The organism is Burkholderia sp. MS389 (assembly GCF_016899425.1).
Classification (GTDB): Bacteria; Pseudomonadota; Gammaproteobacteria; order Burkholderiales; family Burkholderiaceae; genus Burkholderia; species Burkholderia sola.
On the sequence record NZ_CP045995.1, the window covers coordinates 14505 to 29762 of the forward strand.

Below are 15258 nucleotides of genomic sequence, written 5' to 3' on the forward strand. Positions count from 1 at the left end.
CACAGGAACCGTCATGGCGACGCAAGTCATCCAGATCGGCCGCCAGCGTTTCATATGCGGCCTTTTCTGGCAATCGCTCTCGCGCCGGCACGCGCTGCGCGCGGAGGCCGTGGAACTCGCCGCGCGCCTGAATTTCGATGCGATGGTGCTGCGTATCGACCGCACGTTCGCGGGCGCGGGTTTCGCGAGCACGCGCGAGGGCGCGCAACTGGGCTTGCCGTCGCTCGGCGCGCTCGTGTCGAAGACGATCGCGGCCGAAGGCGCGTTCTACGACGGACGCCAGCAGCCGGCGCCCAACTGGCTCGGCGCGTTTCATCTGCCCGACGGGCGCTGGGCCTACTTCGCCGTGCGCGACGGCGCGTTCCTGCCGAACGGCGACTGGATCGGTTCGAGCGACGAAGTGTTCGAGCGGCTGCACGGCGATTACAGCCTCGGCGGCTGGAACGTCGTCATCGGCGATCCGCAGCTGGAAGTGCAGGGGTTCCACAACTTCTACGCGCGGCGCATCGAGGACATGATCCCGCGGCGGGGCGGCAAGCCGCATTTGCCGCGCTGGCTCAATCTGTCGCGTGTCTCGCGGCGCGCACCGCGGCGCGAGGTGCTGCTCGCCGCCGCTGCGATCGTGGTGGCGGCCGCGGTGGCGGCCGGCATCGTCGCGTACCGGCGCCACCGCATGGAACTCGAGCGGCAGCAGGCGTTCGAGCGGATGCGCGCGGAGCTCGCGCTGCATCCGCCCAAGCCCGCGGCCCCGCCCGAAGCGCCGCACCCGTGGGCCAGCGAGCCACGGCCCGATGCGTTCGTTCGCGCGTGCCTCGATCACTTCACGCACCTCGCGCCGGGCGGCTGGGAACTCGACGACTACGTTTGCCGCGCGTCGAACGTCAGCTACAGCTGGTCGCGGGGTGGATCGAACGTGGCGATGTTGATGGCGGCGGAGCCGCGCGCGACGATCGACGGCAACGGCGAGCATGCGAGCTACGTGGAGCCGCTGGCATTGCCCGTGGGGGGAGACGAAGTGCTCGAGGGCGTGCGCGGCGTGCGCTTGCGCATGCTTTCCGCCTTCCAGTTGCTGGGCATCGGCCTGACGTTCACGCTGCAGCCGGCAAGCGCGCCGCAGCGCAGCCTCGCTTCGCAAACGCTGGACCGCCTGCACCCGGGCGGCGAGCCGCCCCCGGCGCCGCGCTGGCAGACCTGGCGCATGTCGGCGCAACTGGACGACGTGCGGCCCGACAGCCTCATCAGGTACCTCGACGAGCCGGGTGTGCGCGTCGAGACGCTTTCATACAAATCCGGGCAGTGGACGCTCGACGGAGTGCTCTATGAGAAATGACGCTGCATTGACTGTACTGGTGCTCGCCTGCTGCTGGGCGTGGCCGTTGGCCGCGTTCGGCGAGGCCGGCGCCGCAGCTGCCACGGCCGCCGCGCCCGCTGAAGCGGCGCCGCGCATGAATGTCGTTCCGACGCCGGCCGCCGTGCAGGCAGCCAACGAACTGATGCGGCTACAGGAGGAAACGATGATCCTCAAGGCCCAGCTGAAAAAGCTCGACGCGCAGGCGCAGGTGGCGGAGCGGCAGGAAGCGCTGCACCGGATGGGCAGTACCGTCTCGTCGTATTCGGACGTGTCGCTCGTGGCGACACAAGGGCTCGGCAAGAAGCTCGGCGCAACGGTGGCGACGAGCGACGGCGCGGAGTTCGACGTCGGGCCCGGCGATACGCTGCCCAACGGCATGCGCGTGGCGGCCATTCGCCCGGGTGCGATCGTCCTCGCATCGCAAGACGGACGGCGCACGACGCTGACCGTCTCCGCGAGCGCGCGGCAGCAGCCCGCGCGCAGCGTAGCGTCGACAGGCTCGCCCGGCGTGCCGCCGGTGCCGACGCTGCCTGCTTTGCCGATGTCTGCGAGGTGACGCGATGAGTTCGTCTCCGACACCGCCGGGCAAGACGCCCAAAAGCGTGACGCCGCTGATTCTCTCGCGCGCCGTGAAGCCGATCGAAACCGATCCGTCCGTGACGCAGGTTCAGCCCGCGGCCCCGGCCGCGCCGGCGCTCGCGCCCGTTGCGCGGTCGCGCGAGCCGGTGCTGAGCGCCGTGGCCGCTGCCGCCGCCGCTTCGGTGCAGCCCGCGCAAACGGCGTCGCAAAGCCAGCCGCCGGGGCAGGCGCTGCCGCTCGCCGCCGTGGCGCGCCCGCTTTCCGACAGCGGCGAGTTCGCCGCGAGCGACGAGGAGCGCAAGTTTCTCTGCCTGCTCGACGACGGCACGCTGCTCGTGGCCGAAGGGCACGAAATGAATCCGTTCGTGCTGTCGTACTGCGCGAGGCTCGAACGGCTCAATTGCCGCTATACGACGCGGCTCGTGGCGCTCGATGCGATCAGGCGCAGCTATCAGGGCCCGCGCCGCGACGGCAGCGCCGAGCGCATCGATCACACGCAGATGCAGGTCGTCGCGAAGAACCTGATCGCGCGGGCGTGCGATGCGCGTGCGTCGGATATCCATATCCGTGTGAACCGCTTCAGCACGGAGATTCTGTTTCGCATCCACAACGAACTCGTGCGCATGTCGGAGCAGACGCGCGAGTACGGCGAGCGGCTGCTCGCCACGCTTTATGCGGCGATGTCGAGCGTATCGGACAACACCTACAAGCCGAACGAGCGCCAGGACGCGGCCATCGGCGATCGGGACAAGCTGCCGGACCGGCTTTTCGGCGTGCGGATCGCGACGGCGCCCACGAGCGTCGGCAGTGTCATGGTGCTGCGGCTGCTCTACAACGATGCAGGCGAGGCGACGGCCCTGACCGAGCTCGGCTTCACGGTGGCGCAGGCGAACGCGTTCGAGCTGCTCGCGCAGCAGCCGCACGGCATGAACATCATCAGCGGCCCGACCGGCTCGGGCAAATCCACGACGTTGCAGCGCGTGCTGACGAAGCAACTGCGCGAGATGGCCGGCTCGATCCACGTCATCACCGTGGAAGATCCGGTGGAGTACCCGATCGAGGGCGCGGTGCAGACGCCCGTCGTCAACGCGCCGACGGAAGAGGCGCGCTCGCTCGCGTTCGCCGCCGCGATCGCGAATGCGATGCGGCTCGATCCCGATACGATCATGATCGGCGAGGTGCGCGACCGCGCATCGGCGCAAAGCGCGTTGCGCGCCGCGATGACGGGCCATCAGGTCTGGACGACGGTGCACGCGAACGGCGCGCTCGCGATCGTGGACCGTCTCGTCGATCTCGGCTTGCCGATCGCGATGGTGACGGACGAATCGCTCGTCACGGGGCTCATCAGCCAGCGGCTCGTCAAGCTGCTGTGTCCGCACTGCTCGCGCCCGCTGGCCGAGTCGATGGCGCAGCTCGACATGGGGCTCGTCGCGCGCGTGAAGCGGGCCGTCGGCGCGCGGTTCGACGCGGTGCGCGTGGCCGGGCCCGGTTGCCCGCATTGCAAGAACGGCACGGTCGGCCGGACCGTGGTGGCCGAGGTCGTGCGCACCGACGCGACGTTTTGCGAATTGCTGCGCGCCGGGCGCAAGCCCGATGCGCACGCGTACTGGCTCGGCGAGCTCGCGGGGCAGACGGTCGCGCAGCACGCGCTCGAAAAAGTGGCGGCGGGCCTCGTCGATCCGCGCATGGCGGAGCGCGTGGTCGGCCCGTTCATGCCGGGCAGCGGGGGGCGGCCGCAGCCGCTCGGAAGCGGCTATGGCACTTGAGCTCAACCGGCGCTGGGCGCGCCTGCAACTCACGACGCAGGCGCGCCTGCGGCTCTATCGCAAGATCGCGAAAATGCTCGCGAACGGTTTGCCGTTGCTCAAGATTCTCGAGGAGCTCGAGTTGCGTGCGTCGCACGAGGGCCGCAAGCCGAACGAGCCGCTGGCATTGACGCTCGCGGACTGGCGCAGCGTCGTGCAAAACGGCGGCATGCTGGCCGAGGCAATGGCGTGGTGGGTGCCGCATACCGAGCAGATGATCGTCATGGCCGGCGAGCAGTCGGGGCGCCTCGAGGCCGCGCTGCTGAACGTGTGCAACGTCGTGCAGTACAGCCGCCGGATCCGCACGGCCATCGTCGGCGGGTTGACCTACCCGTGCGTGATCGTGGCGATGACGATCGGGTACGTGTACCTCTTCGGCCAGCTCGTGATTCCGCGCTTCGCGTCGATCGTGAACCCGGAGCACTGGCACGGCGTGGCGAAGTCGCTCTACGAGCTGTCCCGGTTCGTGCAGGGCGGAATGATCTACTGCCTCGTGGTGCTCGCGATCCTCGTCGCGGCGCTCTTTTACTCGATGCCGCGCTGGTCCGGCAACGTGCGGGTCTGGCTCGACCGCTACCCGCCTTACTCGATCTATCGGCTCATCACGGGCTGCGGTTTTCTCGTCGCGTTTTCGTCGCTGCAGGCGGCGGGCTTCACGGTCGAACGCTCGCTCGCGCGGCTCGCCACCGATGCGAAGCCGTGGCTCAGGCGGCGAATCGACGACATGCTCTTCGGCGTGAAATCGGGGCTCAACGTCGGCGAGGCGATGAAGAACGCCGGCTACCGGTTTCCTTCGGAGGAGATCGTCGACGATCTGTGCGTGTATGCCGAATACAAGGGCTTCGCCGAGGCGCTGCACGCGATCGCCAACGAATGGATGACCGACGGCGTGGAGACGATCGAGGCGCAGATGCGCGTGGTCAACGGCGCGGCGATCGTCGTGCTCGCGCTCGTGCTGTCGTGGCTGATCAGCGGCTTCTTCGGAATTCAGCAGGAAATTGCGGCTTTGGCCCGGAGTCTGCATTGAGCCTGCCGTGTAATGACGTGTAAGCGCAGTGCAAACGAACGGGTGTCGAAAGGAGCGGCACGTCTTTCTCGAGTGCCGATTGAGGAAACCAAGGAGAGCAACATGAATGTCAAGACCATCGCATCGATTCGCGCCAAGGTGGGTAGCCGCGGGTCGCGGCGCATGCAGCGTGGCGCCACGCTGCTCGAAGCGATCGCCTATCTCGGGATCGCCGCCATCGTCGTCATCGGCGCCATTGCGCTGCTGCGCGGCGCATTCGGCAGTGCTTCGTCGAATCAGACGGCCGAGCAGGTGACGGCCATCCAGACCGGCGTCAAGAAGCTGTATATGGGGCAGACCAACGGCTACAACGGGCTGGCGACGACCGTCGCCATTGCCGCCGGCATCATCCCGACGACGCTCGTCATCGACACAGCGGCAAATACCGTCACCGATGCCTGGGGTGGCGCGGTAACCGTGACGGGCACCGGCAGCGGTACCTTCACGATCGAATTCGATTCCGTGCCGACGGACGTCTGCATCAACGCAGCATCGGCTGGCGGAACCTGGACGGCCGTCTCGATCGGCGGTGCGGCGCAAACCGTGCCGGTCACGCCCGCCGCCGCTCAGGCGGCTTGTGCCGGCGGTGCGAAGAACATCATCTGGACCTCGGCCTGATCGCGGCCCGAGTACCGGCCTTCGCCCCGATTGACGCCACGAGCCGCCCGCCATGTTCCTGATCTGGATCGTCGCCGCCTTCGCGATGCTGACCGGTGCCTACGCGCTGCTCGGCGCCGAGGCGGCGCCGGCACCGCTCGCGCCGTCGGCGATGGCGCTCGCGGCGAACATGAGCGCCTACCGGCAGGCCGTGGTGGCGTTCGCGCGCGCCAACCCGTCGTTCGCCGGCAGCGTGCCGGCGGCCAGCCTCGCGCCCTCCCTCGGGGCGACCGTTCCCGATCCGATGTGGCGGAACTACGTCCAGCCCAATGCCGGCTATGCGGGCAGCCTGGTCGTGGTCTATGCGGCATCCGCGTCGGCCGCGGCGGCGGTCGACGGCATCGAGCAGATTGCGCAGGGCTCGGCGCTGGCCGGCGTGGCGCTCGGCGCCAACCTCGTGTCTCCGGGCAACCCGGCGGTGCCGCTGCCGGCCGCACTGGCGAACGCGATCCCGAACGGCATGCCGGTATGGATGGCGCAAGCGTATGACTGAGCGCACCCGCACCCGCACCCGCACCCTTGCCCGCACCGGCATGCGGCGCCGCGGCCCCCGCGCGCGGCCGGCTCGCCGCATGTCCGGCTTCACGATGGTGGAGATGCTGGCCGTGCTTGCGCTCGCCGCATTGATGATGGCGGGCCTCGTCACGCTCACGAACTCGTCGCTCGACGATACGCGCGCGCAGCAGGCCGCGCTTTATCAATCGCAGCTGACGGCGGCCGCCACGCGGCTCATTCGGCAAAACTACACGGCGCTCGCGGCCCAGGCCACGACCACCTCGCCGGTGATCGCGAAAATGACCGGCTCGACGTATCAGCTGTCGACCTACCTTCCGAATGCGTTGGGCGGCACGAACCCCTATGGTCAGGCGCCGTGCCTGCTCGTCTACGCGGCGCCGGGCGGCGCGAACCCGGTGGCGTTGCAGGCGCTGCTCGTCACGGAGGGCGGCCGGACCATTCCCGATCCCGAACTCGGCTACATCGCGGCGAACGCCGGCCCGGGCGGCGGTTCGATCCAGGCGACGAACAATGCGAACGGCGCGGCCACCGGCGCCTTCGGCACCTGGAAAATCGATACGCCGAACCCGGCGAATACATCGTGCACAGGCAAGAAAACGGGCACGGGCCATCTCGCGAGCCTCATTTTCTACGACGGCACGCAGGCGCAGAACGTCGACTATCTGTACCGCGTGGCCGTGCCGGGCAATCCGCAGGCGAACACGATGCAAGTGCCGATCGTGCTCGCGCGGCAGATCGACTATGCCGCCTGCACGCAGCCCGGCGCCATCGCGGCCGACGCGTCGGGCAACGTCCTGAATTGCGACGGCACGCAGAACCTCTGGGTGCCGCAGGCGGCCTATCACTGGCGCGAGCCGGTGGCCGACGAAGCGGCGCTCGCGGGCGTGGCCGCGCATCAGGGCGACGTGCGGCTCACCACCGCGACGAATCGGGCCTATGCGTACAACGGCGCCACATGGCAGGCGCTGGCGGTGGACGAAGCGGGCAATCTCGCGCTCGGCAACGCGCACAACGTCGGCGACCCATGCCCGCCCGCGCCGCAGAATTCGGCCATCGCCCCCGCGTCGGCGAGCACGACGCTCGTCTCCACCGATGCGAACGGACGCGTGCTGTCGTGCCGCGGCGGCAGGTGGCAAACGCAAAGCGAAATCGAGCCGGCGTCGTCGCTCACGGGCTGTCAGCTCGTGATGGCCAACCCGAACGGCGCGGGCGATTACTCGGCCTGCACGGGCCAGCCGGCGACGAACTTCCAGTCGGGCGCCTATTCGTACAACGGCAGCAACGGTACGTACTCGTATACGTTCAGGACGACCGTCAACCTCGCCAAGCCGGGGATCATCGTCGCGTCCACCTGGGCGCACCTGAACGACGGCATGTGCAACGGCCCTACCGGCAACCGGGGGCAGCTCTCGCAGAGCATCGACATCACCGACGGCGGCAACCACAACCTCGGGCATACGGAGAGCCAGACGCCGACGCTTCAGGACGATTCGGGCGGGATCAACAACGCGCTGTCCCAGGCGGGCACGCCCGGCACCTACACGATCGTCGTGACGACGAACTGGGCGACGTACGCCGGTATCACGACGCCGTGGATCAGCAGCTTTTGCGGGGAGTCCGGCCAGACGGTCTGGAACACGCCCGTCGCGGCGGGCTGGACGATCAACTCCTACTACTGAGCGCCCGACCGTGAGCCTATCCATACCGCACACCTTCGCAGCACGGCCACGCACGGCGCGACCGGCGAAAGCGGCGCCATTGCGCCGGCACCGCCTTCGCGCGGGCTCAGTGCGGCGCGAGCGTCTGCAGCATTTCGTGCAGCTCGAGCCGGTTGTAGGTCGCGCGCAGCACGTCGCGTGGCAGGCATTGCTGCTTCGATACGAGGCTGAAGAGGTGATCGTTGAGCATGCGCGACATGTTGTCTTCCTTGCGCTTCATGAACTCGGCAAGGTACGGCAGCTTGCCCGGATCGGTCAGCAGGCCGCTGATCTGCTGATTGTTGTTGAAGAGCAGTTCGCTCGCGAGCACGAAGTTCTCGCCATCCTCGGTCGGCACGAGGCATTGGCAGATCACGCCGATGAGGCAGTTCGCGAGCGCGGCCGCATAGCGCTCGCGCTGCTCGGCCGGAAAGAACGACAGCAGCCGCGTGAGCGTGCCGATCGCGCTGCCCGTGTGCATCGTCGCGAGCACGAGGTGGCCCGATTCGCCGGCCTGCAGCGCCGTCTCCGCGGTCTCGGGGTCGCGCACCTCGCCGACCATGATGACGTCGGGTTTCTGCCGCAGCGCCTCGCGCAGGCCGGCCGAGAAGCTCGGTGTGTCGGTCGGCACTTGCCGCTGCGAGACGATCGACGTGCGGCCCTCGAGTTCGTATTCGATCGGCTCCTCGATCGTGACGATATGGCTGTTGCGCGTGCGGTTGATGTGCTCGAGCAGCGACGCGATCGTCGTCGTCTTTCCCGAGCCGGTCGGGCCCGTCACGAGGATCAGCCCCTTGGCGCTGTCGATCATCGAGCGCACGTAGGCGGGCAGGCCGAGCTTGTCGAGCGCGAGCGGCTGCAGCGGCAGGCGCCGGATCGAAATGACGAGCTTGCGGCCGCCATTGGTGCGGTAGATGTTGCAGCGAAGGCGGCAGCGCGTGAGCACGAACGGGCGATCGATCGCGCCGTGCTGAAGCAGCGCCTCCCAGTCCGGTTCGATCGACGCCAGCGTGGGCAGCATTTCGTCGTGGAGCACGGGCTCCTCGCCGACGGCGAGCCACCCGCGCGGCGCCTTGATCATGATCGGCCGGTCCTGCTCGATATGGATGTCGGTGAAAGTCTGCCGCAGGTCGATCAATTCGAGAATCTCGCGCGTCAGGTCGCGACGTTCGTGACTCGGAGCGTTCATCGTCAATGCCCTTCCTATGAAAGATAGTCGGAACTTACATGAAAACTTTGTCGATGTGTCGGAGAAGCACCGCGTGGCGGTGCGTACGCTTCATCGCGGGCGGCGTGTCATGAACTGGGCTCGCCGACTGGGCACCGTGGCCCTCGCCGCCGCGCTCGCATTCGGGGCGACCGCCCCCGTCGCCGAGGCGGCGGCCGTGCGCTGGAAGTCGTCGAGCGTCGACTACGAAGCGCAGGGCAAGGACATCAAGGACGTGCTGCGCGACTTCGGCGCGAGCCAGGGCGTCCCCACGCGCATCGCCGCCGACGTGAGCGGCACCGTGAGCGGCAAGTTCCATCTGCCGCCGCGGCGTTTTCTCGATACGCTCGCGGCGTCGTTCGGCTTCGTGTGGTACTACGACGGCGAAGTACTCGACATCACGACGGCCGCCGAACTGCAGAGCACGCTCGTGAAGCTCGATTCGGCCGATACGGGCGCGCTGCGCGATGCGCTCGACCGCCTGCGCATCGCCGACGAGCGCTTTCCGATCGTCTACGACAGCGCGCAGGGCACGGCGCTCGTGAGCGGGCCGCCTCGCTACGTGCAGATGGTGACGAACGTGGCCTCGCGGCTCGACAACAACGCGGCGCATCGAAGCGGCACGCAGGTACGCGTCTTTCCGCTCTATCACGCGTGGGCGCACGACCGCACGGTGCCCATCGACGGCCAGCAGGTCACGCTGCAGGGCGTGGTGGCCGTGCTCAACGGCATCTACCACCCGGGCACGGCCAAGGCCGCCGACAAACGCGGCGAGGGCGGCCGCGCGGCGAGCGGCGTGAAGCGCACCACGCCGATCAACGACGTGAACGGCAATGCGTACAACGGCCCGTACGTACCGCCGCCGGTGCCGTCGGGCGCGGCCGGCAAGGGCATGTTCGCCGGGCTCACCGGGCAGCCGTCGCCGGCCGTGGCGGCGGCGGTGGGCGAGCCGCCGCCGCCGCAGAACACGAGCACGGCGCCGGCGAGCGACGATCAACTGCCCGTCATCGTCGCGGACCAGCGCACGAACTCCGTCGTGATTCGCGATACGGCCGACCGGATGGATCAGTACGGCAAACTGATCGATCGCCTCGACGTCAAACCGCAACTGATCGAGATCGAGGCGCACATCATCGAGATCGACGACGACGCGCTGCATCAGCTTGGCGTCGACTGGACCGCGCACAACAGCCACGTCGACGTGCAGACCGGTACCGGCACGCTCGCACAGAGCACCTACAACGGCACGCTCTCCCAGAACTTCGGCCAGACGGCGCTGGCGGGCAACATGCTCGCGGCGGCGACGCCCGTGGGCGCATCGGTGGCCGCCGTGCTCGGCGACGCCGGCCGCTATCTGATGGCGCGCATCTCGGCACTGCAGCAGACGAAGGCCGCCAAGATCGACGCGAGCCCGAAGGTCGTCACGCTCAACAACATCGAGGCCGTGATGGACAACCAGACGCAGTTTTTCGTGCCGGTGTCGGGATACACGTCGGGCGATCTCTACAGCGTGTCGACCGGCATCTCGCTGCGTGTGCTGCCGATGGTCGTGGAGGAGGACGGGCGCACGCGCATCAAGCTCGACGTGGCGATTCAGGACGGCCAGCTCACCGATCAGACGGTCAGCAACCTGCCGGTGATCCAGAACAGCACGATCAACACGCAGGCGTTCATCGAGGAGGGGCAGGCGCTGCTCATCGCCGGCTATCGCGCGGACAGCGCGACGATGGGCGTGACCGGGGTGCCCGGGCTCTCGAAGATTCCGTTGATCGGCGCGCTCTTCAGGACCGACAACCGCCAGAAGAGCCACATGGAGCGGCTCTTCCTGCTGTCGCCGCGCGTCATCTCGCCGTGATGCACCGCAACCGCCCGCCCCGGGTAATGCAGGAGGCCATGTGAACGAATCCCGTACTCAGCCGCATTCGCTGCCCGACGTGCAGCCCGGGAAGCAGTCCGAGCCGCGGGCCGCCCAATCGGGCTTGCCCGCCGACGCATGCGGCGAGGGCGCCGCCGATCGCCGCCTGTCCGACGACGACGCGCGCCGCCTGCGCGGCACGCTGCGCGGGCTGCCGTGCGGGGTGATCGTGCTCGATCGCGCGGGCGCGGTCGTCCACGCGAACGCGCGCGCGCTCGAGATGCTGGCGATGACGCTGCCCGCGGGCGTCGATTTCAGCGTGGCGCTGAGCGAGCGCTTCGAGATGACGGATGTGCCGCGGTTGCGCGATCTCGAAGCGGGCCGCGAGGTACGCGTGGACGATTCGACCTTCTGGATTCAGGCGGGCCCCGCCGGTGCGTGCGCCGGTGCGGGGGCGGGCGAATCCGTCATCGCCGTGACGGACGTGACGCCGTTCGCTCGCTCGCTCGACGAGCGAGCGATGTCGCTGCGCTTTTTGCTGCACGATCTGCGCTCGCCGCTCAATTCGATCAGCGCGCTCACGCAGCTCGATGCGAGCGACCCCGACGCGTTCGAGCGCTGCGGCGGCATGCAGCAGATCACCGCGCTCGCGCAGTACGTGCTCTCGCTCGGCGAGCAGTTCATCTTCTCGTCGGTGACCGAGCATTTGCAGGCGCGCGACTTCAAACGGTTCGATCTGCGCGCGACGCTGCGCCAGATCATCTCGCAGCTGGAGGTCACCGCCGTCTATTGCGGCGTCGCGCTACACTTGTGGCTGCCCGACAGCGCGCCGCTCTGGGTGAGCGGCATGCGCAACTTCGTGGCGCGCGCGGTCCAGAACGTCATCGACAATGCCGTTCGCGCGTCGCCGCGCGGCGAGGCGGTGACGGTGTCGATCCGGCAGGCCGACGGTTTCGCCGAGGTGGTCGTCGACGATCGCGCGGGCGGGCTGCCGGGTCTCGTCGCGGGAGATCGGCTGACCGACTTCGAGAAGCTCGGCAAGCGGACGGCAACGGGCTTCGGTCTCGGGCTCAAGCTCGCCGTGCAGATCGTCGGCATGCACGGCGGCGCGCTTTACGCCGAGCTCAACGGACAGGGCGGTACCGTGTTCGTGCTGCGTCTGCCGTGCCTGAATCCCGTCGCCGCGAAGCCGCACGCGACGTCGCTCGTCGATGCCGACCGCGCGTTGCGCGCGGCGCGCGGCGAGTGAGGCGCCAGCGCGCGGCCCGTATTCGTTTGACACGCGTTGCGCGGACCGGCCGCCGGCTCCCGCGCGGCCGTCAGAACCAAGGGGTCTCATGAAATCGCTTGCAGGCAAACCCGTACGCATTCTGTTCGTCGAGGACGACGTCGCGCACCACGCGCTCATTCATTCCTGGCTCAAGAGCGAGGGCTACCACATCGACGCTTTTCACAGCGGGCTCGACGCGCAGCAATTTCTGTCGGAGCAGTGGGCCGATCTCGCGATTCTCGACTGGGATCTGCCGGGCGTTTCCGGCGACAAGCTGCTGCAGAAGATCCGCAGCCGCTCGCAATCGATCATGCCCGTGATTTTTCAGACCGTGCACTCGGCGGAGTCCGACATCGTGCGCATACTCGATGCGGGTGCCGACGACTATCTCGTGAAGCCCTACGACAGGCAGGTGCTGCTCGCGCGCATGCGCGCGCTGCTGCGGCGCTTCGCGCCGATGAACGTGCAGGGCCGCAAGATGTTCGTCGACGACGAATGCGCGCTCGATCAGCAGGCGCGCTCGCTCGTGGTGGCGGGCGTGGCGCACAAGCTCGGCACCAAGGAGTTCGACATTCTCTGGCATCTCGCCCGGCACACGGGCGCCGTCGTGCTGAGGCAGGATCTGATGAGCGTGGTCTGGGGCTGGGATGCGGCCGTGCAAAGCCGCTCCGTCGACATGTACGTGAGCCGCCTGCGTGCGAGCCTGAAGGCGGCCGGCGTCGGCTGGACCGTGCAATCGGTCTATGCGACCGGTTACCGCCTGACCCTCAAGCCGGATATGGATCCGTCGGGCGCCGATGCGTCGGGCGCCGGTGCGTCGGGCGCCGGTGCGTCGCCGGAAGGCGCCGCATGAGCGCGGCACGCACGCGAGCGCTCGCGCGCGGCGCCGTCGCTGCCTTCGTCTGCGCGGCCACCGTGCATGCGCAGGCGGCGAGCATGGCGTGGGCCGGCGGCCCCGGCGCCCGCTTCGTCTACGTGACGAATGGCGCGGGCCTCGCGGAGGTCCTGAATGCCTTCGCGGCGGGGCAGCACGTTGCGCTGCGCATCGACGGTCAGGTGGAGGGCGTCGTGAGCGGCCGTTTCGCCATGCCGCCGCAGCGCTTTCTCGACGTCATGAGCCGTTCGTACGGATTCGTCTGGTACTACGACGGTGCGGTCCTGCATGTGTCGCCCGCGAACGAGCAGGCGCATATCGCCATCCGGCCTCACTTCCTTTCGGCGAATGCGCTGCGTACGTCGCTCGAGCAGGCAGGTCTTGCCGATACGCACTTCCCGTTGGCGGTGGATGCCGCCGCGCAAACGGTGAACGTGCGCGGGCCGGCGACCTACGTGGAGCGTATTCGTGCCGCGGCCGAGCGCTTCGAGCGCGACGCGCGGGAGCGCGTGCGCTTGTCCGTGCGGGTGTTTCGCCTGAGTGCCGCGAATGCCGCCGACGAAACGCGCGTGGTCGATGGCCGCACGCTCGTCGTGCCCGGTGTGGCCACGCTCTTGCGGCGCCGTTTCGAGCGCCCGGCCGTGGCGAACGGGACCGCCATTGCCGATGCACCGCGGATCGTCGAGTTCGATGCGGCGTTGCCGGCGATCGAAGCGGATGCGACGACGAATTCCATCCTGATACGCGATCGGGCCGAGCGTATCGACGCCGACGGCGCGCTCGTCGCCAGCCTGGACGTGCGTGCGCAGCTCGTATCGGTCCAGACGTGGGTGGTGGATGTCGATGGCGACGCGCTCGACGCGTTGCGGCCCGCGTTGCCGCCGGCCATGGCCGACGGGGCAGCCGCCGAGCAGGCGACGGCGGACGCGCGCGCGCACCGCGATGCCGGTATCGCGCCCGACGGCGGCCGCGCGCTGCTCGCGCAGCTCAAGGCATTGGCCAGCCGCGGCCGCGCCGAAATCGAGGTGTCGCAAACGGCGCTCACGCACGACCGCTCGCCGGCCGTCATCGACCGCCACGAGGCACGTCTCGCACGCCGCGATGAGGATGACCTGCCCGATGACGGCGCCCGCGATCTCTGGCTCTCGATTGCACCGACGGTCGAAGGCGCCGCGTCGATGCCGCGTATCGGCTTGCGCGTGGAACTGGGGCGTCGCCGCGATGCGCGCCGCTATCGGGCCGTCGACGAAAGCCTGGCGCCGGGCGAGTGCCTCGTCATCGAGGGGCCGGCGCGGCACAGGGGCGATGTCGAGCGTCGCGCGGACGATACCGGTTCCGGCAGTGCGGGAGAGGGCGGCACGCGTCGCCGCCTCGTCTTGCTGATACCGCGCGTGGCGGCATAGCGCCGAGCGGGCGAGCGCCCGCGATGGCGTGAGCGTGAAGCGACGTGCCGTGTACGAACGGTTGCGATGGCCGGCCAGGCGTCGATGCCCGCGGATGCGCCCCTTGCCTGCGGTGCGCCCGCGCTCGCCGGGCTTACGCCCGCAGCCACATGAAATTGCCCGACGCAATGCCCTCGAACATTTCGTCGGGCGATTCGAGGATGTTGTTTTGCCAGTAGCGGCCGTGTTCGGCGTAGTGCGAGAAGAGATCGGCGAGATAATCGCCGGTGATCGTCGGGCCCATCGGCAGATGGACGAGCAGCACGACGTTGCCCGTATCGGATTCGAGGCACAGTTGCGCCTGGTCCTGCGCGTAGACGAGCAGGTTGGCCTCGAGCATGAGCCGGAAAACGACGAGCGACCGGCCGGGCGTGACGGCGCCGTAATGAAAGCTGACATAGACCGAATCGGGGTCGGCCTCGTGGTGGTCGAGATGGACGTCGAACCCTTCGATCTCGAGCGTTTGCGTGTCGACGACATACTCGGCGTCGGGCAGCCCGACCACCGCGCAAACCTCGTGAATCAACTCGACGAAACGTTCCCTGCTCATGGGCGGCAATCTCCGGCGAAAATAGGGCGGGCCGGTTGCAAAAAAGCGGGGGCACGGAGCCGGAAAGCCGGGCTTTCCGCTTTCGTGCCCCTCGCGCCAACGGACCGCGGCAACGCGAGTCGCTTACTGGCCCTTCGCGGCGTCGGCGATGTTCTTCGCGCCGTTGTTGCCGACGGAGGCGAGCGCCGACGTTTCCTGCTGCTGCATGTTGATCTGCATGGCGGCCATCGTCATGGCGTTGTTCTGGTTGGCCATGGCCTGCATCTGGCCGACCATGTCGGCGTTTTGCGAACCGGCTTGCGAGACGCCCGAGCTTCCGATCGATGAAGACATGATGTATTCCCCTTATCAAGAAAGTGATGAAAAAAGCACTGCTGTGGGTTGACGCC

Annotated in this window: 14 protein-coding genes; 11 read left to right on the forward strand and 3 right to left on the reverse strand. The window is 68.4% G+C overall.

Features of this window, described 5'->3' with window-relative positions:
• Window positions 1-13 precede the first annotated feature (13 nt).
• The 7 genes from pilO2 to pilV all read left to right on the forward strand — a co-directional run bounded on the left by pilO2 (window position 14) and on the right by pilV (window position 7653).
• Entirely contained in the window at window positions 14-1330 is a 1317-nt protein-coding gene (gene pilO2 / locus GJG85_RS16620) for a type 4b pilus protein PilO2 (RefSeq protein WP_204384177.1), read from the forward strand.
• A gap of 46 nt (window positions 1331-1376) precedes the next feature.
• Window positions 1377-1907, forward strand: coding sequence for a type IV pilus biogenesis protein PilP (pilP, locus tag GJG85_RS16625; RefSeq protein ID WP_235356128.1), 531 nt, complete (start codon window positions 1377-1379; stop codon window positions 1905-1907).
• A gap of 4 nt (window positions 1908-1911) precedes the next feature.
• Window positions 1912-3696: an ATPase, T2SS/T4P/T4SS family gene (locus tag GJG85_RS16630; RefSeq protein ID WP_124554037.1), complete on the forward strand. Its 1785-nt coding sequence runs from the start codon at window positions 1912-1914 to the stop codon at window positions 3694-3696.
• The gene (locus tag GJG85_RS16635; protein ID WP_050011167.1) at window positions 3686-4762 is read left to right on the forward strand and encodes a type II secretion system F family protein; all 1077 of its coding nucleotides are present in this window, start codon (window positions 3686-3688) and stop codon (window positions 4760-4762) included. Before GJG85_RS16630 ends, GJG85_RS16635 begins: the two co-directional genes overlap by 11 nt.
• 102 nt (window positions 4763-4864) lie before the next feature.
• On the forward strand, window positions 4865-5419 hold the full coding sequence (locus tag GJG85_RS16640) for a type 4 pilus major pilin (protein ID WP_204384179.1): 555 nt from the start codon (window positions 4865-4867) through the stop codon (window positions 5417-5419).
• A gap of 52 nt (window positions 5420-5471) precedes the next feature.
• Window positions 5472-5951, forward strand: a complete 480-nt coding sequence (pilM, locus tag GJG85_RS16645; protein ID WP_050011165.1) for a type IV pilus biogenesis protein PilM — start codon at window positions 5472-5474, stop codon at window positions 5949-5951.
• The gene (gene pilV / locus GJG85_RS16650) at window positions 5944-7653 is read left to right on the forward strand and encodes a shufflon system plasmid conjugative transfer pilus tip adhesin PilV (RefSeq protein WP_050011164.1); all 1710 of its coding nucleotides are present in this window, start codon (window positions 5944-5946) and stop codon (window positions 7651-7653) included. Before pilM ends, pilV begins: the two co-directional genes overlap by 8 nt.
• 106 nt (window positions 7654-7759) lie before the next feature.
• On the opposite strand, the gene GJG85_RS16655 is transcribed toward pilV, so the two are convergent.
• Window positions 7760-8860, reverse strand: a complete 1101-nt coding sequence (locus GJG85_RS16655) for an ATPase, T2SS/T4P/T4SS family (RefSeq protein WP_050011384.1) — start codon at window positions 8858-8860, stop codon at window positions 7760-7762.
• A 109-nt stretch (window positions 8861-8969) separates the two neighbouring features.
• On the opposite strand from GJG85_RS16655, the gene sctC reads away from it, so the two are divergent.
• From sctC to GJG85_RS16675, 4 genes are all read left to right on the forward strand, one after another.
• Window positions 8970-10733, forward strand: coding sequence for a type III secretion system outer membrane ring subunit SctC (gene sctC / locus GJG85_RS16660; protein WP_176015394.1), 1764 nt, complete (start codon window positions 8970-8972; stop codon window positions 10731-10733).
• Window positions 10734-10773: 40 nt separating this feature from the next.
• Window positions 10774-11982, forward strand: a complete 1209-nt coding sequence (locus tag GJG85_RS16665) for a PAS domain-containing sensor histidine kinase (RefSeq protein WP_080334123.1) — start codon at window positions 10774-10776, stop codon at window positions 11980-11982.
• A gap of 88 nt (window positions 11983-12070) precedes the next feature.
• On the forward strand, window positions 12071-12856 hold the full coding sequence (locus tag GJG85_RS16670) for a response regulator transcription factor (RefSeq protein WP_204384181.1): 786 nt from the start codon (window positions 12071-12073) through the stop codon (window positions 12854-12856).
• Window positions 12853-14280, forward strand: a complete 1428-nt coding sequence (locus GJG85_RS16675) for a secretin N-terminal domain-containing protein (RefSeq protein WP_204384183.1) — start codon at window positions 12853-12855, stop codon at window positions 14278-14280. The genes GJG85_RS16670 and GJG85_RS16675 overlap by 4 nt, the downstream gene beginning before the upstream one ends.
• Window positions 14281-14413: 133 nt before the next feature.
• Here the strand turns inward: GJG85_RS16675 and GJG85_RS16680 are convergent, their stop codons facing one another.
• Window positions 14414-14869, reverse strand: coding sequence for a molecular chaperone Tir (locus GJG85_RS16680; RefSeq protein WP_089489224.1), 456 nt, complete (start codon window positions 14867-14869; stop codon window positions 14414-14416).
• Window positions 14870-14992: 123 nt separating this feature from the next.
• Window positions 14993-15202 carry a hypothetical protein gene (locus tag GJG85_RS16685; protein ID WP_006765597.1) on the reverse strand — a complete coding sequence of 70 codons (210 nt, stop codon included), beginning with the start codon at window positions 15200-15202 and terminating at the stop codon, window positions 14993-14995.
• Window positions 15203-15258: the final 56 nt, after the last annotated feature.